This window comes from Nonomuraea sp. WAC 01424 (assembly GCF_003947315.1).
Lineage (GTDB): Bacteria > Actinomycetota > Actinomycetes > Streptosporangiales > Streptosporangiaceae > Nonomuraea > Nonomuraea spiralis.
Genome location: NZ_QHHZ01000001.1, coordinates 841,015 through 859,239, shown reverse-complemented (window position 1 = coordinate 859,239; position 18,225 = coordinate 841,015). Strand labels below are relative to the sequence as shown.

The following is an 18,225-nucleotide window of genomic DNA, read 5'->3' as shown; positions in this document are numbered from 1 at the left end:
GGAAACGTGGTAGCCAGCACCGAAAGGCGGTCCCGTGTCGCCAGAACTCCCCGACGAGCGGCTGACGCAGCTCAAGAGCACCTTCGCCGAGATCGACTCCGACGGCGACGGCTTCATCAGCGAGACCGAGCTGAAGCGGCACTTCCCGGCCCTGCCCGCCGAGGCACTCGGCGCGCTGAGCCAGGAGGCCGACACCGACCAGGACGGGCGTTACTCCCTGGAGGAGTTCATCCGCGTGGTGTCCTGACGGGCGCGCGCGGGCGGCCTACTGCGCCAGCGCGCGTTCCAGCGGCGTACGGAAGCGCGGCGTGACGCGGACGCCGCCGAGCCAGGAGGCCAGCCCGGCGATCTCCGCCTCGACGGCGGCCACCGCGTCGGAGCCCACGTCGGTGAGCGCCCGCCACACGACCTCGCCGTCGGGCCGCTGCCCCCATCCGCCCACGACCTGCCCGTTCCACCACACGGTCGGCCCGACGTTGCCGCTGCGGTCGAACAGCTCGGCCCGGTGCTCCTTCGGCAGGTACCAGTCGCGGCCCTGCCAGCCCATCGGCGTCGGGTCGAGGGCGGGCAGCAGCGCCGCCCACGGCTCCGGCTCGGGCGTCTCGTCCAGGTCGTCCGGCAGCACGTACGCCAGGCCCTCGTCCAGCTCGACCTCGGCCGCGCCGACGGCGGCCAGCGCGGCGCGTACCTCGCGCAGCGTCCAGCCGGTCCACCACTTGACGTCGGCCTCCGTGCCGGGGCCGAACGCGGCCAGCCAGCGGCGTACCAGCTCGGCCTGGGCCTGCGGGACGGTCAGCTCGGCCATGGGCGGGGCGACGGCCCACAGGTGCTGCGTACTGGTCCACGAGCCGGACGGGCGGCCCCGGCGGACGAGCCGGCCCTCCATGCCCATCAACGTGATCAGCCGCTGCCCGACGCTGTGCACGGCCTCGTACGGCTTGCCCACGGCCACCCGGAACTGCTCGCGCAGCCGCGGCTCCAGCACGCCCAGCCGGGCCGCGGTGGCCGTGCCCTCGCCGGCCAGGACGCGCAGCACCGACGACTCCACCTCCGCCAGCCAGGGTTCGTCCCACCCGCCGGCCCCGGTCAGCTCCTTGACCAGCGCCTTGCGCACCTTCGTGGCGACCGCCAGCGTGGAGGAGTGGTGCACGACGGGGACCAGCGCGGCCGGGACCACGAACACCGTGCGCCGCATCCCGTGCATGCGTACCAGGGTGCGGTCCTCGTACAGGGCCCGCTCGACCGGCGCGGGGCCGGGCGCGGTGAGCCGCGCGCCCGCCGACAGGAACACGGTCGCCGGGTCGGTGGCGTGCAGCACCACCACGGACGCCGTCGCCTCCTCCGGCGTCGCCGCCTTGGCCGCCAGGCTGTGGCGCACACCCAGCCGCCGCCGCCGCTCCCGCTCCGAAATGCGCATGAAACGCCTCCTTAAGGGATCTGAGCCTAATCGGCGGACCAGACACCTCAGAACCGGTCAGCAAGGGTGCACCCTGCGGCAGGACCGGGAGGTCGCCTGATGTGATGATGAGTCACGCCTTCCTGCCCGCTCGCACCGGGCAGGAAGGCGTGTCCGGCCATTGTTCAGCATCTTGTGGGAGTTCGTAGTGGTTAAGCAGGTTCTGGTGGCACCCGACAAGTTCAAGGGCTCGCGCACCGCCGCCGAGGTCGCGGCGCGGGTGGCGGCCGGGCTCGGGGTGCCGGCGGTCGAGCTGCCGGTCGCCGACGGCGGCGACGGCACCGTCGAGGCGGCCGTGGCCTGCGGGTTCGACCGGGTGACCGTGGAGGTCACCGGGCCCACGGGAGAGCGCGTGGCCGCCTCGTACGCCTGGCGGCAGGCGGACGGGACGCCGACGGCGGTGATCGAGCTGGCCGAGGCGTCCGGACTGCGGCGGTTGTCCGCCGGGCCCGCGCCCCTGACGGCCACCTCGTACGGCACCGGAGAGCTGATCGCCGACGCCCTGCGCAGGGGCGCCCGGCGGATCGTCCTGGGACTCGGCGGCAGCGCCGGCACCGACGGGGGAGCGGGCATGGTCCGGGCGCTCGGCGCGCGCCTGCTGGACGGCGACGGCGTCGAGCTGCCGGACGGGGGCGCCGCGCTGCGCGGCCTGGCCCGCATCGACCTGTCCGGGTTCGCCGACGTCAAGGGCGTGGAGTTCGTGGTCGCCGGCGACGTGGACAACCCGCTCCTCGGCCCCCACGGAGCCGCCGCCGTCTACGGCCCGCAGAAGGGCGCCACCCCCGAGGACGTCCGCACGCTGGAGGCCGGCCTGTCCCGGCTGGCCGCCGTCGCCACGCAGACCCACGGCCTGCTCGGCGCCGTCGAGCACGACGACACCCCGAGGGCCATGGGCGTGGCCGGAGCCCCCGGCGCGGGCGCGGCGGGCGGCGTCGGGTTCGCGGCGCTGGCGTTCCTGCACGCCGAGCTGCGGCCCGGCATCGAGTACCTGCTCGACCTGCTCGGCTTCGGCGAGCTCGTCCGGGACGCGCGGCTGGTGATCACGGGGGAGGGGTCGCTCGACGAGCAGTCCCTGCGCGGCAAGGCGCCGGTCGGCGTGGCCCAGGCGGCGGCCAGGGCGGGCGTGCCGGTGGTCGCGGTCTGCGGCCGGCGCACCCTCAGCGACACCCAGCTCAAGGACGCCGGCATCGAGGCCGCGTACGCCCTGACGGACCTGGAGCCCGACCCGGCCCGCTGCATGGCCGAGGCGGGCCCGCTCCTCGAACGCCTGGCCGCCCGCGTGGCGGCCGAACACCTGGCCGACCATCTGGAGGGCAGATGACCGACTACGACCTCGTCGTCCGTTCCCGCCGGGCCGTCACGCCCGAGGGGGAGCGGCCCGTGGCCGTGGCCGTACGGGGCGAGCGCGTCGAGGCCCTGTACGACTACGCCGACCCCCTCGACGCCGCCGAGGACATCGACCTGCGCGACCTGCCCCTGCTGCCCGGCCTGGTGGACACGCACGTCCACGTCAACGAGCCGGGCCGCACGCACTGGGAGGGGTTCGCCTCGGCGACCAGGGCGGCCGCGGCCGGCGGCGTGACCACGATCGTGGACATGCCGCTCAACTCGGTGCCGCCCACGGTCAGCGTGGAGGCGCTGGAGACCAAGCTGCGGGCCGCCCGGGGGCAGTGCCACGTCGACGTCGGCTTCTGGGGCGGCGCGGTCCCCGGCAACCTCAAGGAGCTGCGGCCGCTGCGCGAACGCGGCGTCCACGGCTTCAAGTGCTTCCTGTCGCCGTCCGGGGTCGAGGAGTTCCCGCCGCTCGGCACGGCGGAGCTGCGGGCGGTGCTGACGGAGGTCGCCGGGTTCGACGGGCTCGTCGTCGTGCACGCCGAGGACCCGGAGCTGCTGGCCGAGCCGGGCGGGCCGACGTACCGGGAGTTCCTGGAGTCGCGGCCGGGGGCCGCCGAGCGCAGCGCGGTCGCGCGGGTCGTCGCGCTGGCCGCCGAGACCGGTGCGCGCGTGCACATCCTGCACGTCTCCAGCGCCGAATGCCTCGGCGTGCTGGAGGCGGCCCAGGCGGACGGGGTGGCGGTCACCGCCGAGACCTGCCCGCACTACCTGACGCTGGAGGCCGAGCAGGTGCCCGAGGGGGGCACGGCGTACAAGTGCTGCCCGCCGATCCGGTCGCGGGCCAACCGCGAGCTGCTGTGGGAGGGCCTGGCCAAGGGCGTGCTGAGCTGCGTCGTCTCCGACCACTCGCCCTCGCCCGCCGACCTGAAGGTGCCCGACTTCGCCGCCGCCTGGGGCGGGGTCGCCTCCCTCCAGCTCGGCCTGTCCGCCGTCTGGACGGAGGCCGCCCGGCGCGGCCACGGGCTCGCCGACGTCGTCCGCTGGATGTCGGCCAACCCCGCCGCGATGGCCCGGATCCCCGGCAAGGGCGCGATCCGGCCCGGGTACGACGCCGACCTGGTCGCCTTCGACCCCGACGCCGACAACCCGGTGGACGCCGCCCGCCTCCACCACCGCAACCCGGTCACCCCCTACCACGGCCGGGTGCTCAAGGGCGTGGTCCTGACCACCTGGCTGCGCGGACGTCCCGTGGACGGCGAGCCGCACGGCCGACTCATCCTGGGAGAGCAGTAGATGCCCGGCTTCACCACCTTGCCCGACCTGGCCCTGCGCACCCTCGGCGGCTCGGTCGTGGCGGCCAGCGACGAGTCCTTCGCCGAGAAGGAGAGCCTGATCAGGCCGGGCCGTCCCGGCTTCCGCGCCGAGACGTTCGGCAACAAGGGCCAGGTGTACGACGGCTGGGAGACCCGCCGCCGCCGTACCCCCGGGCACGACTGGGCCCTCGTACGGCTGGGCCTGCCGGGGGCGATCCGCGGGGTGGTGATCGACACGGCCTGGTTCAAGGGCAACTACCCGCCGTACGCCTCGGTCGAGGCCGCCGCCGTGCCCGGCCATCCCTCACCCGCCGAGCTGGCCGCCGCCGACTGGACGGAGATCGTCCCGAGGACCGCGCTCAAGGGCGACGCCGAGCACCACGTCGAGGTCACCGGCGACGACACCCGCTACACCCACGTACGGCTGAACATGTACCCCGACGGCGGCATCGCCCGCCTGCGCGTGCACGGCGAGGTACGCCCCGACCTGTCGGTCTATGACGGCCTGAGCCTCGACCTGGCCGCCCTCCAGAACGGCGGCCTGGTCACCGCCTGCTCCGACGAGTTCTACTCCGCGCCCAACAACGTCATCGCCCCCGGCATGGCCCGCCACCAGGCCGAAGGCTGGGAGACCGCGCGCCGCCGCGACCCCGGCAACGACTGGCTGCTCATCCGCCTGGCGGGCCCCGGCCTGGTACGCCTGGCCGAGATCGACACCACGAACCTGATCTTCAACGCCCCCGGCCACGTCGCGCTCACCGGCCTGACCGGCGAGCACGAGGTCGAGCTGCTGCCGAAGACCCGCCTGCAACCCGACACGCCCCACCGCTTCCGCCTCGCCCACACCGAGCCGGTCACCCACGTACGGGTCGACGTCTACCCGGACGGCGGGCTGGCCAGGGTGCGCCTGCACGGGCACCTGGCCTGAACGCGCGGCGCTACTGCCAGAGCCAGACCGTGGTGCCGGGCGGCCGCTCGCTGTTGGGCAGCGGCCGCTGGTACTGCACCACGCCGCCGTTGCCCAGCCGGTTGACCCGGACGCGGAAACCCTGCGCCTGGAGCTCGGCCTGGGCGTCCTTGACGTTCTTGCCGATGACCGCGGGCACCAGGCGGAACTCCTGGTCGTCGCGGGCCTCGTTGTCGCCCTTGAACCAGTCCCAGAAGTCGGTCTGGCAGCGGGACACCGTGACCATCGCCGGGGTGCCCTTGTCCACCTCGGACTTGGCCTTCGGCGTCTGGGCGATGACCGTGCACGGCTCGGCGTCGTCGTCGACCTCGTTGACCTGCACCTGGAAACCCTGGCCGCCGAGGTAGGCGGCGGCTTCGTCCTTGGGCATGCCGGTCACGTCGGGCATCACCAGGCCGGCGCTCACGAAGATGCCGACCTTGGCTCCCTCCTTGACCTTCTCGCCGGCCTCGGGGGAGGTGCGGATCACCTTGTTGCGCTCGACCTCCATGTTGGGCAGCCGCCTGACGCTGCCCACGGTGAGCCCGGCCTCGGCGATCTTGACGCGGGCCTCGTCGCTGGTCAGGCCCTTCACGCTGGGCACGATCACCCGCTTGGGGCCGAGCGAGGGCACCAGCGTGATCGTCCCGCCGCTCTCCAGCTCGCTCTTGCCCTCGGGGTCGGTACGCAGCACCAGCCCCTCGGCCGTCTTCTCGTCGTACTCGCCCTGGACCTTGCGGATCTTGAAGCCCTTGCCCGTGGCGGCCCGCTCGGCGACCAGCATGTCCTGGCCGACCAGGTCGGGCACCTGCACGTACTTGGTCTGGGAGAAGAACCAGCCGGTCAGCCCGACCGCGACGACCATGACGGCGGCGAGCACGACCAGGAACCAGTTGGGCTTGAACGAACGCTGGGGCGCGGACGACGACGGCGGCGGGGGCGGCGAAGGCACCTCGGCGCGCGGCTGGATCAGCGTGTGGGCCGGCGCGGCCATGGGCATCGACGGCGCGCCCGCGCCGCTCGGGCGCGGCGGGATCGACTGGTTGAACACCGCCGTCATCGCCGGAGGGGTGCTCAGCCGCGGCAACATCCGGTGGGCCTCGACCGCCTGGACGAGCATCGCCGTGGCGTCGGCAGGGCGGTCGTGGGGCTCGCGGGCCGTGGCGTGCGCGACCAGCGTGTCGATCAGCGGCGGCACCTCGGGCACCAGCGCCGACGGCGGCGGCACCGTGTCGTGGACGTGCCGGTAGGCCACCGACATCGGCGTCTCGCCGTCGTAGGGCTGCTGCCCGGTCACGAGCTCGAACAGCATGATGCCCGCGGCGTAGACGTCGCTGCGCACGTCGGCGCCGCCGGTGGTGACCTGTTCGGGCGACATGTAACCGATCGTGCCGATCATCACGCCGGTACGGGTCTGGTTGGTCGCCTCGATGGCCCTGGCCAGACCGAAGTCGACGACCTTGACCCGGCCGTCGTCGGTCATCAGCACGTTCTCGGGCTTCACGTCGCGGTGGACCATGCCGGCCTGGTGGGCCGCGCCGAGGGCGGCGAGCACCGGGATCATGATCTCCAGCGCCTCGCGGGCGGGCAGCCTGCCGCGCTCGCGCAGGATGTCGCGCAGCGTCCGGCCCGGCACGTACTCCATCGACAGGTAGACGACGTCGTTGTCGGTGCCCTGGTCGAAGACGTGCACCACGTTGGGGTGGGACAGACTGGCGACGGACTTGGCCTCGCCGATGAACCGCCGGACGAACGCCGGGTCGTCGGCGAGCGAGCGGTGCATGACCTTCAGCGCGACGGTGCGGTCCAGCCGGACGTCGAGCGCCAGGTAGACGGTCGCCATACCGCCCCGGGCGATCAGGCTCTCGATGCGGTAGCGCCCATCGAGGAGCCGGCCGACCAAGGGGTCCGCAGTCACCTTATCCACCCCCCTGAGTTTACGGGCGTTTTGCCACCCGCAAGGCCCGACCGCCCGAAACCGATGCGGAGACGTGCCCATGCGAGTGGCTCCGACCGGGGGGAAGGGCCCGGCTCGCACCGGGACCCTCCGGGGATCTTACGGGGTAGTCGGCGAGGATGCCTCCGCATAGCGCCGACGCGGGATCCGGCCCGCCTGCCGCGCCGGCCGGCCCGCCACCACGGCCGACCTCATCGCCGCGGCCATGAGGTCGGGCCGCTGCGCCCGGGTGACGGCCGTGGCCAGCAGCACCGCGTCGCAGCCCAGCTCCATCGCCAGGGCGGCGTCGCTGGCCGTGCCGATGCCGGCGTCGAGGATCACCGGGACCGAGGCGGCCTCCACGATGAGCTCGATGTTGTGCGGGTTCCTGATGCCGAGCCCCGACCCGATCGGCGCGCCCAGCGGCATCACGGCCGCGCAGCCCGCCTGCTCCAGCCGCCGCGCCAGCGCCGGGTCGTCGCCGATGTAGGGCAGCACCACGAACCCGTCGGCCACCAGCCGCTCGGCCGCGTCGAACGTCTCGATCGGATCGGGCAGCAGCGTGCGCTCGTCGGAGATGACCTCCAGCTTGACCCAGTCGGTCCCCAGGGCGTCGCGGGCCAGCCGGGCCGTCAGCACGGCCTCGCCGGCGGTGAAGCAGCCCGCGGTGTTGGGCAGCACCTTGATGTCGCGGCGGCGCAGCACGTCGAGGACCGAGCCGCGCGCGCCGGGGTCGAGCCGCCGCATGGCCACGGTGGTCAGCTCGGTGCCCGAGGCGGCCAGCGCCTGGTCGAGCACGTCGAGGGAGGGCGCGCCGCCGGTGCCCATGATGAGCCGGGAGGAGAACTTCTCCCCGGCGATGATCAGCTCATCCACCCTGCACCGCCGTCAGCACCTCGACGCGGTCGCGGTCGCCGAGCGCCGTGGTCTCCCACGTGCTGCGGGTGACCACCTCGTCGTTCACGGCCACGGCCACCCCGGTGGTGGCGGTGGTCAGCGTCCGTACGGCCTGGGCCACGGTCGTGCCGTCGGCCACCTCGTGCGCGGCGCCGTTGATCATCACAATCATGAAATTTCCCGAAATCTCGCGGGCGAGCACAGCGCGGCCAGCTCGCCCTCCTCACTCGTCAGAATCTCCGCGCCCGGCGACAGGCCCGCCGTCACCAGGGCCGCCGTGAGCGGGGCCAGCAGCACCCCGCCCCGGTGATGGCCGGTCGCCAGCACGAGCCCCGGAGCCTCGCCGGCCCCGATGAGCGGCAGGTTGTCGGGGGTGCCCGGCCGCAGCCCGGCGACCACGTCGGCCACCTCCAGCTCGGTGACGCCCGGCACCAGCTCCCTGGCGTCGCGCAGCAGCTCGTGCCGCCCGCCCGCGGTCACCCGGGTGTCGAACCCCAGCTCCTCCTGCGTGGCCCCGAGCACCAGCTCACCGTCTCCCCGGGGGACGAGGTAGACGGGGGCGCCGTGCACCGTCCCGCGTACGCACCGGCCGAGCAGCGGCTGCGGCGAGCGCAGGCGCATGATCTGCCCCTTGACCGGCCGTACGGGCACGCCGGCCAGCTCCCCGCTCCACGCCCCGGCGGCCAGCACCACCCGCTCGGCCGCGAGCTCCCGCGCCGCGACACCGGGGGCGGGATCGAGGCGTACGCCGGTGACGGTCTCGCCGTCGCGCAGCAGCCCGGCCGCCCGCGCCCGCACCAGGGGCACGCCCAGCCGGTCGAGCGCGGCCAGCAGCGCCGCCGTGACGCGGCGCGGGTCGACCCAGGCGTCACCGGGGGCCAGCAGCCCGCCGCGCACCGAGGGGGCCAGCATGGGCTCCAGGCGGCGGCACTCGCGCCCGGTCAGCCGCTCCACCCGCAGCCCCAGCTTGTCCATGAACGCCGCCAGCTCGTCGAGCGCCGCCAGGTCGTCGGCCCCGAAGGCGACGTCGAGAGTGCCGTCGGCGCGCAGGTCGAGCCCGCGCCGCGCGGCCTCCCCCGGCCCGCTCCCCCCGAACTCCTCATCCAGGCCCGCGTCGGCGGCCAGCTCGTCGGCGAACGCCGGCCAGCGGCCCAGTGAGGCGGCCCCCAGCCGCAGCAGCGGCTCCTCGGTGTAGGAGACCTCGCTCACCGGGGCCAGCATCCCGGCCGCCGCGTGGGAGGCCCCGCGCGCCGGGGCCGGGTCGACCACCGTGACGGGCAGCCCCTCGCGGGCCAGCCGCCAGGCGACCGACAGCCCGATGACCCCGCCGCCCACGATCACATTCATCCGCGCTCCCTTCGCCGGCATGATCCGGATCAGGTGTCTTGCGGTCGAAGGCCCGGTCAAGCCTTCCTCTCAGCCCGGTCACGGCCGGACTCCCGCGCGTCTTGCGCCTCCAGCCTACGGCCTCGGCGCGACGAGCCGGCACGGCCCCCGTTATGGTCGTGAACGTGAACCATGTCGTAGTGGTGGGAGCGGGCCTGGCCGGGCTGCGCAGCGCCGAGGCCCTGCGCGGGCGCGGATTCGCCGGACGGATCACGCTGATCGGCCAGGAGCGCCATCGGCCGTACGACCGCCCGCCCCTGTCCAAGGCCGTTCTGTCCGGCGCCGCCGACTCCAGCTTCCTGGAGGCCGACCTGGAGTCGCTGGAGGTGGACTTCTGGCCGGGCGTCACCGCCAAGGCGCTGCGCGAGGGCGTCCTGGAGACGACCGAAGGGCAGCTCGGCTACGACGGCCTGGTCATCGCCACCGGAGCCGAACCGATCACCGTGCCCGGCGACGGCCCGCAACACGTCCTGCGCACCCTCGACGACGCCCACGAACTGCGCGCCAGGCTCGTTCCAGGGGCCCGCGTGGCGATCATCGGCGCGGGCTGGATCGGCGCCGAGGTCGCCACCGCCGCCCGCAAGGCCGGCTGCGCGGTGACCGTGATCGAGGCCGGCCCCACCCCGCTCGCGAACGCCGTGGGCCCGGAGATCGGCGCCCGCACCCAAGGCTGGTACGACGGCATCGACCTGCGCCTGGACACCATGGTCGACGAGGTGGACGAAGGCGGCGTACGCCTGGTGGGCGGCGAGTTCGTCGAGGCCCACGTGGTCGTCACCGGCATCGGCGTGCGCCCGGCGATCGAATGGCTGGCCGGCTCCGACATCGACCTGCACAACGGCGTCGTCACCGACGAGCACCTGCGCACGTCCATGCCGGGTGTGGTCGCCGCCGGCGACTGCGCCGCCTGGTGGTCGCGCCGCTACGGCACCAGGCTCAGGGTCGAGCACTGGGACACCGCGCTCGGCTCGCCCGAGGTCGCCGCCGCCACCCTGCTCGGCGAGGAGGCCGTCTACGACCCGGCGCCGTACTTCTGGTCCGAGCAGTTCGGCCACATGGTCCAGTACATCGGCCACCACCCCTCCGGCGACCGTCTGCTCTTCCGCGGCGGGCCCGAGGGCAAGTGGTCGGCCGTCTGGCTGACGCCCGGCGACACCCTCGCCGCGGTGCTCGCCGTCGACCGGCCACGGGACTACGTGCAGGGCCGTAGGATCATCGAGGGCGGACACCGCCTCGACACGGAACGCCTGGTAGATCCAGATGTCCCCCTACGGGATTGTGTTGTTTGAGCAAGGACGGCATGTGGTAGTTGTGGTTTCGTGACGCTTTCTGTTGCACAGATCGACCGGGAGACCGACCAGCTCGTAAGCGAGTGGCTCACTCTCCCCGAAGTGGCCCGGCGCCTCGACCTCTCAATCGGGCGGGCCAAGCAACTCCTCAAGGACCACAAGCTGCTCGGCGTGCGCCGCGGCGGCGGCGGGCCGCAGGTGCCCGCGGTGTTCCTCGACGGGAAGGACGTGATGAAGGGCCTGCCCGGCACACTGACCGTGTTGCAGGACGCCGGCTTCGACGATGTCGAGTCGCTGCGCTGGCTCTTCACCCCAGACGAGTCCCTGCCGGGGTCGCCCATCGAGGCGATCAAGGCCGGCCGTCACACGGAGGTCAAGCGGCGTGCCCAGGCCCTCGGTTTCTGAGGCCCGCCTCTATCTCTGCACCGACGGCCGCCGCGACCGCGGTGACCTTGCAGAGTTCCTCGATTCGGTGCTGGCCGGCGGCGTGGACATCATCCAGCTGCGGGAGAAGGGCCTGGAGGCACGCGAAGAACTCGCGCTCCTGGAAGTCTTCCGCGACGCCTGCGACCGGCACGGCAAACTGCTGGCCGTCAACGACCGGGCGGACATCGCCTACGCCGCCCGGTCCGACGTGCTCCACCTGGGGCAGGACGACCTTCCCGTGACGGTCGCGCGAGAGATACTCGGCGACGACATCGTCATCGCCCGGTCCACCCACTCCGCCGCCGAGGCGTCCGCCGCGGCCGTGGAGGAGGGCGTCGACTACTTCTGCTGCGGCCCTGTCTGGCCGACGCCGACCAAGCCGGGCCGCCACGCGCCCGGCCCCGATCTGCTGCGGCACGCGGCCTCGCTGGGAACGGCGCGGCCGTGGTTCGGGATCGGCGGCATCGACCTCGGCAACCTCGACGCGGTCATGTCCCACGGCGTGAGCCGCGTGGTGGTCGTACGCGCGATCACCGACGCGGAGGACCCGGGGGCGGCGGCGGCCGAGTTCGCCAAACGCCTGACCCCCTAGAACCGGCCCCTGGAGGGCACCGGACGTCCGTCCGGAGGCGGGCGCCCGCCTCCGGCGCGTCAGGTCTTGCGGGACGTCGCGGCGATGGCCAGCCCGGTCAGCGCCGTGCGCGCCTCGGCCGTGACGGGCGCCTGGTCGAGCGCCTCCAGGGCTTCGGCGAGGTATCCGGCGATCAGGTCCTCGCACTCCTGGAGCGCGCCGCTGTCCTCGATGATCTCGCGCAGCACGCGCACGCCGTCCTCGTCGAGCGCGGGGTCGCCGAGCAGCCGGCGCACCGTCGCGGCCGCCTCCGGCTGGGCCCCGGCCAGGGTACGGGCCACCAGCATCGTGCGCTTGCCCTCCCGCAGGTCGTCACCGGCCGGCTTGCCGGTCTGGGCCGGGTCGCCGAACACCCCGAGGATGTCGTCCCTGAGCTGGAAGGCGATGCCGACGCGGCGGCCGTAGCCGGTGCACAGCTCGTCCATCCAGGGGTGGAGCGCGCCGGCGGCCAGCACCAGGCCGAGCCTGAGCGGCTGCTCCACCGAGTACTTGCCGCTCTTGAACAGCGCCACCCGCAGGGCCGACTCGAAGGTGTTCTCGCCGTGGGCCTGCTCCAGCAGGTCGAGGTACTGGCCGCACATCAGCTCGGTGCGCATGTGGTCGTGGACGGGCTGCGCGGCGGCCAGCGACGCCGGCGGCAGGCCGCTGGTGCGCCACATCTCGCCCGACCAGACCAGCAGCAGGTTGCCCAGCAGGATGGCGGCCCCTTCGCCGAACTGCTCGGGCGAGCCGTGCCAGCCCTCCTTCTCGTGCAGGGTCTGGAAGCGGCGGTGGGCGGCCGGCATGCCCCTGCGCAGGTCGCTCTTGTCCATCACGTCGTCGTGCACGAGCGCGCTGGCCTGCAACAACTCCAGCGAGGCGGCGGCGGTGAAGATCCCCGGCACGTCGGCGCCGCCCGCGCCGCGCCAGCCCCAGTAGCAGAACGCGGGACGCAGGCGCTTGCCGCCCGCCAGCAGGTCGCCGGCGGCGCTCCGGAGTGGTTCGAGCTCGGCGTCGCCGGAGGCGGGCAGCTGCCGTTCGACGAACTCCCCGAGTGCGCGCTCCACCTGGGTGCGCAGGGTGTCCATGCTCGCGGCGTGAGTGGTCATGCCTTGAGACTAGTGGGCCCCGGCTAAGGGTCGGGTCCCCGGTCTAGGGGCGGCCGATCCGGACACCGGCCTGTACGCTTGGCACATGGCGCTTGGTCGACCCTCCATCCTGCCCGATCGTGTACCCACCGTCCGCGAGCTGCTCGCCGCCGGTGGCCGGTCGTTCTCCTTCGAGTTCTTCCCGCCGAAGACCGACGAGGGCGAGCGGCAGTTGTGGAAGGCGATCAGGGAGCTGGAGTCGCTGCGGCCCACGTTCGTCTCGGTGACCTACGGCGCCGGCGGCTCGACCCGCGACCGCACGGTCGACATCGTCGAGCGGCTGGCCCACGACACCACGCTCACCCCTGTGGCGCACTTCACGGCGGTCAACCACTCGGTGCGTGAGCTGCGTCACCTGATCGGCCGCTTCGCCGACGCCGGGGTGCGCAACATCCTGGCCGTGCGCGGCGACCCGCCCGGCGACCCGGGCGCCGACTGGGTGCAGCACCCCGAGGGCGTGCTCTACGCCGAGGAGCTGGTACGCCTCATCCGGCAGGCGGGCGAGTTCTGCGTCGGTGTGGCCGCCTTCCCCTACAAGCACCCGCGCTCGGCCTCCGTCGAGTCCGACACCGAGTACTTCGTGCGCAAGTGCCGCGCGGGGGCCGACTACGCGATCACCCAGATGTTCTTCCAGGCCGACGACTACCTGCGCCTGCGCGACCGGGTGGCGGCCCAGGGTTGTGAGACGCCGATCATCCCGTGCATCATGCCGGTCACCCAGATGAGCACGATCGCGCGTTCCGAGCAGTTGTCGGGCGCGCCGTTCCCGCCGGACGTGGCGGCCCGCTTCGAGGCGGTGGCCGACGACCCCGCAGCGGTGCGGGCGCTCGGCATCGACCATGGCGCGGAGTTGTGCCAGCGGCTGCTCGACGAGGGCGCCCCGGGCATCCACTTCATCACGTTCAACCGCTCCAGCGCCTCGCGCGAGGTGTTCCAGCGCCTGACGCCGGTCGCCGCGACCGCCTGACCGGTACGACGGGCACGAGCGGAGTCCCGCCACCCGCCCGCAGGGGGACCGGGCGGGTGACGGGCAGGGGGCGGTATCCACTAGGTAACGTGTCCGTCACTTTCCGTCATCAAGATGCCCTTGGGCATGGCCCGGCAAACCCCGCAAGTGCTGGCTTTACCTGCGGCGATGTGGGCCGGCGTCAGCCGAGGGGGAGCGGGCGGCCCACGATCGCGTACTCCTCGTGGCCGCCGGGGAAGACGAAGCGGGTCAGCAGGTCGGCGAATCCCATGCTCGCGTAGAGGTGGCGGGCCGCCGTGGGACGGTCGTGGGTGGACAACACGGCCGAACGCTCGGCGCGGCCGGCGCACAGCGTCCTGATCATCGCCCGGCCGACGCCCTTGCCCTGGTGGTCGGGGTGCACGTGGATCTCGGCCAGCTCGAAGGCGTGACCCATCCAGGCGTGCGCCGCCTGCTCGCCCTCGTGGTCGGCCAGTGCCCTGATCACCACGTCGTGCCACCACTGCCCGGTCGTGCCGCGGAAGCCGTACGCGAAGCCGACGGTCTGCGGGGGCGTTTCACCGGACGAGTCTCGCAATTCTGCGAAATAGCACTGGAAATGCGGATATGTGCCGTGATTTCGCATGATTGTCTTGCGGCCGGCGATCTGCTCGGGGGGCGGGTTCATCGCCGCCGTGTAAATGTCGATCACCGTGTCCAGCCGTTCGGTGAACTCGGCGGGCCCCGCCCCGCGAAACTCGATCACCCGTCGCACACTACTCGACGTCCACCGGGGCGCCGCCGGTGATCGTCACCAACTCCTCGAACGTCGTCGGGAACACCGTCAGCGGGTGTCCGCCGGCCGCCCACACCACCTCGTGCTTGCCGAGCCAGTTGTCCACCAGGGTGCGGACCGGGGCCGGATGGCCGACCGGGGCCACACCGCCGATCGGCTGGCCGGTGGCGGCCCTGACGAACTCCGGCGTGGCCCGGCGTACCCGGGCGACCCCCGCCGTGCGGGCGATCAGCTCGACGTCCACGCGGTGGGCGCCGCTGGTCAGGACCAGCAGCGGCGCGCCGTCGGCGTCGAAGATCAGGCTGTTGGCGATCGCGCCCACCTCGCAGCCGAGCTGGGCGGCGGCGGTCGCCGCGGTCGGCGCCTTCTCGGGCAGGACGACGATCTCCCCGGCGGCCCCCAGCGCGCGCAGGGCGGCCTCCACGACGACGGCGTTCGACGGCAACTTCTCAGACATGAGGACACTCTAAACAGATTGACCGCCTTATTACCTGTTCATGGTAGGTGGTGTAGGGTCCTTCGATCCGGATTTTTCGTGATAAAGAGAGGTGGTACGGGTGGGGGCTCGACGGTTGCCCGGAATGGCTGCTCTGTTGACGGCTGGGGCCGTCGTACTCACGGGCTGCGGCGCGCAGCCGGTCACATCCGCCGCGACGCCGCCCCTCTCCACAGCGACGACCGGTACGACGACCGGTACGGCGACCGGCACGGCGGGCTCCCAGGCGGGCCCGGCCGCGGCGCCTGCCGCAACACCCGCCGCCGCGCCCGTCGCGGCGCCGCGCAAGACGCTGAAGCTGGGCGCCAAGGGCACCTCCGTCGCCTGGCTCCAGCGGCGCCTGGCCGCCCTCGGCTACCTGCCCGGCAAGGCCGACGGCCGCTACGGCGGCACCACCCTGGCCGCCGTCTGGGCCTTCCAGAAGGTCAACGGCATCAAGCCGACCAGTACGATCGCCCGCGGGACGTGGGAGGCGCTGGAGCAGCCGAAGACCCCCAAGGTCCTGGTGCGCAACGGCAAGCCCACCCGCGCCGAGGTCGACCTGACCAAGCAGATCATGGTCTTCTACGTCGGCGGCCAGGTGAAGCTGATCACCCACGTCTCCTCCGGCAGCGGCGTCCCCTACTGCGAGACCACCACCTGGCAGGGCAAGGAGCAGCGCTTCTGCGGCTCGGCCCGTACGCCGACCGGCGACTTCCGCACCACGTGGCGCGCGAGCGGCTGGCACAAGTCGTACCTGGGGCAGTTGTACAACCCGATCTTCTTCAACGGCGGCATCGCCTTCCACGGCGCGCTGTCGGTGCCGCTCTACCCGGCCTCGCACGGCTGCGTGCGCATGCCGATGAACGTGGCCGAGGTGCTGCCCGGACTGCTCGGCAAGGGTGTTCCGGTGCACGTGCGAGGTGCGTTCAGGCGCGTGTGACGTCCGCATAACCGGATCCGGTTACGGCCGGGTTATCCGCCTTTTGCTGGACTTCCCCCGACTTCAAGGGGGATTCGATGACGATGTCCATGGTCCGTGTTCCGGCCCCTGTCCCGCTGAGGCGGGGCGGGGGCCGGTCGCGTACGTGGTGGCTGCTCGCGGCCGGGTGGGCCGCGCAGGTCGCGCTGCGGCTCTGGTTGTTCCGGCAACACGCCGGGCCCGTGGCCAACCCGGACGAGACCGGCTATTTGATCGCCGCCCGTTGGCTGGCCGGGGGGCCGGGGGCCGATCTCAGCGGGTCCACCTTCTACCAGGGCGGTTATCCGCTGGTGCTGGTGCCGGTGTTCTGGTTCGTACGGGATCCGGTGGTGGCCTACCGGCTGGTGGTCGTGGTGGGGGCGATGGCGGCGGCGGGGGCGTTCCCGCTGGCGTACCTGCTGCTGCGGCGGCTGGGGACGGGCGGGCGGGCGGCGACGGTCGCGGCGTTCGCGGGCGGGCTGGCGCCGTCGCTGCTGGTGTTCTCGGGGCTGGCGCTGGCCGACGCGATTCTGCCCACCGTCGTCCTGGCGTGGCTGGTCGCGCTGCACGACCTGGCGGCCAGGGGGCCGGCATGGGCGGGCGCGCTGGCGGGCGGCCTCGGCGCGTACGCCATGGCGGTGCACCTGCGGGGGACGGTCGTCCTGGCGGTGACCGTGCTGACGCTGGCGGGCCTGTACGTCGCCCGCCGCCGCGCTGGCGCGGTGGCCGGGCTGGCGGTCGCCGGGGTGGGGGCGGCGGCCGGGGTGCTGCTGAACCGGGTGTTGTCCGGGGCGCTGTACCCGGGCGGGGCGCGTGACCTGTCGGGACTGCTGGCCGAACGGGTGGGCGGGCTCGCCGGGCAGGCGTGGGCGCTGGCGGGGGCGGCCGGGCAGCTCTGGTACCTGATCGCGGCCACCTGGGGGCTCGCCGGGGTCGGGCTCGCGGGCGCCGCCGCCCTCGTGGCGCGACGGTCCGCGCCCGGGCCGCACCGCCTGCTCGCGGCCGTCCTGCTGGCCACCACCCTGGGCATCGCGTACGCCTCCTCCGCCGCGCTGCCCGACGAGCACCGGGTCGGCAACCACGCCTACGGCCGGTACCTGGCCTGCGTGGCGCTCGCCTGGACGCTGGCCGGGCTGCTCGTGCTGGTCAGAACCGGTCGCCGGGCGGTCGTATGGCACACACTCGCGGCGGCCGGGCTGCTCACGGCGACCGGCGGCGTGGTGGCCTGGTACGCGGGGGACCGGCTGCGGGGTTCGGCCTACATCGCGTTCGACTTCCCCGAGGTGATCTTCCTCACCCGGGTGCGGGACTCGTTCGACCTGATCGCGGCCTCGGCCGTGGCGCTCGCCCTGCTGGCGGCCCTGACGGGAGCGGCCCTCCTGACGGCCCGCCGGGCCTGGCCGGCGGTCGTGGCGGTGCTCGCGATGATCAACGTCGCCTTCGCCGCCGACCTGGCCCCGAAGTCCGCGCCCGCCGCCGGGGCCGACTGGCTGCCCGCGCTCACGGCCTCCGGCCGCGTGGCCGTGGACCGGCGGGTGCGGTGGAACGTCTGGGTCCCGCTGTCCTACCGCGTCTCCTGGACCGAGGTCGAGCACTACGACCGTACGCCGCCGGCCGGCGTCTGCACGGCCGTCGTACCGCCCGACGTGGGGCCGCCGCCGGAGGGGTGGGCCGCGACCGGCGCGGGCGGCGTCCGCCAGGGCTGGACCACCTGGGTGAACGACCGCTGCCCCGGTGACGGGACGTCAGCGCGCGGACGGTGACGCCGCGCCGTGCGCCCGGGCGGCCGTACGGACCGCGCCGACCACCTGGGCCAGGGCCGCCGCGAGCAGGAGAAGGGCCGAGCCCGCCTGCCACGGCGGCAGCGCGTCCGCGAAGGCCGGACTGCGGTAGAACGCCGCCAGCCTCGGCACGGGGTTGTAGAGGGCGACGGCGACCCCGAGCGCGTAAGGCACGACGAGGACGCCCGACAGGACCAGCAGCGGGCTCCTGCCCCGGCCCCGGCGGCGCAGCAGCACGCCCACCACGGCGAGCCCGGCCGCCGCGAGACCGGCCACCAGCGCGACGCCCTTGACCACCCACCAGAGGTCCGCGCCCAGCGCGGTCAGCCCGCCGGACGTGATCCGGCCGCCCGCGGCTCGCGAGGCCGTGCTGATCGCCGCGTGATTGACGGCCGCGTACGTCGCCACCAGGACCGGTCCCGACAGCAACAGCGCGAGGCTGCCCGGCCGTGCCCGCATCGATCTCCCCTCACGCAGCCTTCACCGTGCGGCCAGCCTGTCAGACCGCCGCGACCCCGCGCCAC

19 protein-coding genes and 1 riboswitch are annotated in these 18,225 nt (G+C 73.6%); of the genes, 10 read left to right on the top strand and 9 right to left on the bottom strand.

Going from position 1 to position 18,225, the window contains the following annotated elements:
• Nucleotides 1-34: 34 nt before the first annotated feature.
• Nucleotides 35-247 carry an EF-hand domain-containing protein gene (locus DMB42_RS04050; protein ID WP_125630645.1) on the top strand — a complete coding sequence of 71 codons (213 nt, stop codon included), beginning with the start codon at nucleotides 35-37 and terminating at the stop codon, nucleotides 245-247.
• Between the two features lie 18 nt (nucleotides 248-265).
• On the opposite strand, the gene DMB42_RS04045 is transcribed toward DMB42_RS04050, so the two are convergent.
• Nucleotides 266-1,417 (bottom strand): winged helix DNA-binding domain-containing protein, encoded by a 1,152-nt coding sequence (locus tag DMB42_RS04045; protein WP_125630643.1) that lies wholly within the window; start codon nucleotides 1,415-1,417, stop codon nucleotides 266-268.
• Nucleotides 1,418-1,622: 205 nt separating this feature from the next.
• On the opposite strand from DMB42_RS04045, the gene DMB42_RS04040 reads away from it, so the two are divergent.
• From DMB42_RS04040 to alc, 3 genes are read left to right on the top strand one after another with little or no spacing between them, the layout of a single operon-like run.
• The gene (locus DMB42_RS04040) at nucleotides 1,623-2,777 is read left to right on the top strand and encodes a glycerate kinase (RefSeq protein WP_125630641.1); all 1,155 of its coding nucleotides are present in this window, start codon (nucleotides 1,623-1,625) and stop codon (nucleotides 2,775-2,777) included.
• Nucleotides 2,774-4,084, top strand: coding sequence for an allantoinase AllB (gene allB / locus DMB42_RS04035; RefSeq protein WP_125630639.1), 1,311 nt, complete (start codon nucleotides 2,774-2,776; stop codon nucleotides 4,082-4,084). The genes DMB42_RS04040 and allB overlap by 4 nt, the downstream gene beginning before the upstream one ends.
• Complete coding sequence (alc, locus tag DMB42_RS04030) at nucleotides 4,085-5,032, top strand: allantoicase (protein ID WP_125630637.1); 948 nt, start codon at nucleotides 4,085-4,087, stop codon at nucleotides 5,030-5,032.
• A gap of 10 nt (nucleotides 5,033-5,042) precedes the next feature.
• Here alc and pknB read toward each other — a convergent pair whose 3' ends face one another.
• The 4 genes from pknB to thiO all read right to left on the bottom strand — a co-directional run bounded on the left by pknB (nucleotide 5,043) and on the right by thiO (nucleotide 9,230).
• On the bottom strand, nucleotides 5,043-6,977 hold the full coding sequence (gene pknB / locus DMB42_RS04025) for a Stk1 family PASTA domain-containing Ser/Thr kinase (RefSeq protein WP_260477461.1): 1,935 nt from the start codon (nucleotides 6,975-6,977) through the stop codon (nucleotides 5,043-5,045).
• Nucleotides 6,978-7,106: 129 nt separating this feature from the next.
• Complete coding sequence (locus tag DMB42_RS04020) at nucleotides 7,107-7,814, bottom strand: thiazole synthase (RefSeq protein WP_260477502.1); 708 nt, start codon at nucleotides 7,812-7,814, stop codon at nucleotides 7,107-7,109.
• A 40-nt stretch (nucleotides 7,815-7,854) separates the two neighbouring features.
• Complete coding sequence (thiS, locus tag DMB42_RS04015; protein WP_125630631.1) at nucleotides 7,855-8,055, bottom strand: sulfur carrier protein ThiS; 201 nt, start codon at nucleotides 8,053-8,055, stop codon at nucleotides 7,855-7,857.
• Nucleotides 8,052-9,230 (bottom strand): glycine oxidase ThiO, encoded by a 1,179-nt coding sequence (gene thiO / locus DMB42_RS04010; protein ID WP_125630629.1) that lies wholly within the window; start codon nucleotides 9,228-9,230, stop codon nucleotides 8,052-8,054. Before thiO ends, thiS begins: the two co-directional genes overlap by 4 nt.
• Nucleotides 9,220-9,336, bottom strand: a riboswitch (TPP riboswitch). Its footprint overlaps the gene before it by 11 nt.
• 58 nt (nucleotides 9,337-9,394) lie before the next feature.
• Here thiO and DMB42_RS04005 point away from each other — a divergent pair.
• Genes DMB42_RS04005 through thiE form a run of 3 tightly spaced genes read left to right on the top strand, consistent with a single transcriptional unit; the run spans nucleotide 9,395 to nucleotide 11,576 of the window.
• Entirely contained in the window at nucleotides 9,395-10,558 is a 1,164-nt protein-coding gene (locus DMB42_RS04005; protein ID WP_260477460.1) for an NAD(P)/FAD-dependent oxidoreductase, read from the top strand.
• Between the two features lie 30 nt (nucleotides 10,559-10,588).
• Nucleotides 10,589-10,963, top strand: a complete 375-nt coding sequence (locus tag DMB42_RS04000; RefSeq protein ID WP_125630625.1) for an Rv2175c family DNA-binding protein — start codon at nucleotides 10,589-10,591, stop codon at nucleotides 10,961-10,963.
• Nucleotides 10,941-11,576 (top strand): thiamine phosphate synthase, encoded by a 636-nt coding sequence (gene thiE, locus DMB42_RS03995; RefSeq protein WP_125630623.1) that lies wholly within the window; start codon nucleotides 10,941-10,943, stop codon nucleotides 11,574-11,576. Before DMB42_RS04000 ends, thiE begins: the two co-directional genes overlap by 23 nt.
• 59 nt (nucleotides 11,577-11,635) lie before the next feature.
• On the opposite strand, the gene DMB42_RS03990 is transcribed toward thiE, so the two are convergent.
• A complete protein-coding gene (locus DMB42_RS03990) occupies nucleotides 11,636-12,703 on the bottom strand; it encodes a polyprenyl synthetase family protein (protein ID WP_125630621.1) in 1,068 nt (355 codons plus the stop codon).
• An 85-nt stretch (nucleotides 12,704-12,788) separates the two neighbouring features.
• On the opposite strand from DMB42_RS03990, the gene metF reads away from it, so the two are divergent.
• Nucleotides 12,789-13,709 carry a methylenetetrahydrofolate reductase [NAD(P)H] gene (gene metF, locus DMB42_RS03985; protein WP_125630619.1) on the top strand — a complete coding sequence of 307 codons (921 nt, stop codon included), beginning with the start codon at nucleotides 12,789-12,791 and terminating at the stop codon, nucleotides 13,707-13,709.
• 181 nt (nucleotides 13,710-13,890) lie between these two features.
• Here the strand turns inward: metF and DMB42_RS03980 are convergent, their stop codons facing one another.
• Together DMB42_RS03980 and DMB42_RS03975 are read right to left on the bottom strand one after the other, a co-directional pair.
• Complete coding sequence (locus DMB42_RS03980; RefSeq protein ID WP_125630617.1) at nucleotides 13,891-14,454, bottom strand: N-acetyltransferase; 564 nt, start codon at nucleotides 14,452-14,454, stop codon at nucleotides 13,891-13,893.
• Nucleotides 14,455-14,464: 10 nt separating this feature from the next.
• Nucleotides 14,465-14,941 (bottom strand): YbaK/EbsC family protein, encoded by a 477-nt coding sequence (locus tag DMB42_RS03975; protein WP_125630615.1) that lies wholly within the window; start codon nucleotides 14,939-14,941, stop codon nucleotides 14,465-14,467.
• A 124-nt stretch (nucleotides 14,942-15,065) separates the two neighbouring features.
• Between DMB42_RS03975 and DMB42_RS03970 the strand changes: the two genes are divergently transcribed.
• Both DMB42_RS03970 and DMB42_RS03965 read left to right on the top strand, forming a co-directional pair.
• Complete coding sequence (locus DMB42_RS03970) at nucleotides 15,066-15,902, top strand: L,D-transpeptidase family protein (RefSeq protein ID WP_125630613.1); 837 nt, start codon at nucleotides 15,066-15,068, stop codon at nucleotides 15,900-15,902.
• Nucleotides 15,903-15,979: 77 nt separating this feature from the next.
• Nucleotides 15,980-17,683 (top strand): hypothetical protein, encoded by a 1,704-nt coding sequence (locus tag DMB42_RS03965; RefSeq protein WP_125630611.1) that lies wholly within the window; start codon nucleotides 15,980-15,982, stop codon nucleotides 17,681-17,683.
• Here DMB42_RS03965 and DMB42_RS03960 read toward each other — a convergent pair.
• A complete protein-coding gene (locus DMB42_RS03960) occupies nucleotides 17,666-18,160 on the bottom strand; it encodes a hypothetical protein (protein WP_125630609.1) in 495 nt (164 codons plus the stop codon). The two genes, DMB42_RS03965 and DMB42_RS03960, sit on opposite strands and share 18 nt — an antisense overlap.
• Nucleotides 18,161-18,225: the final 65 nt, after the last annotated feature.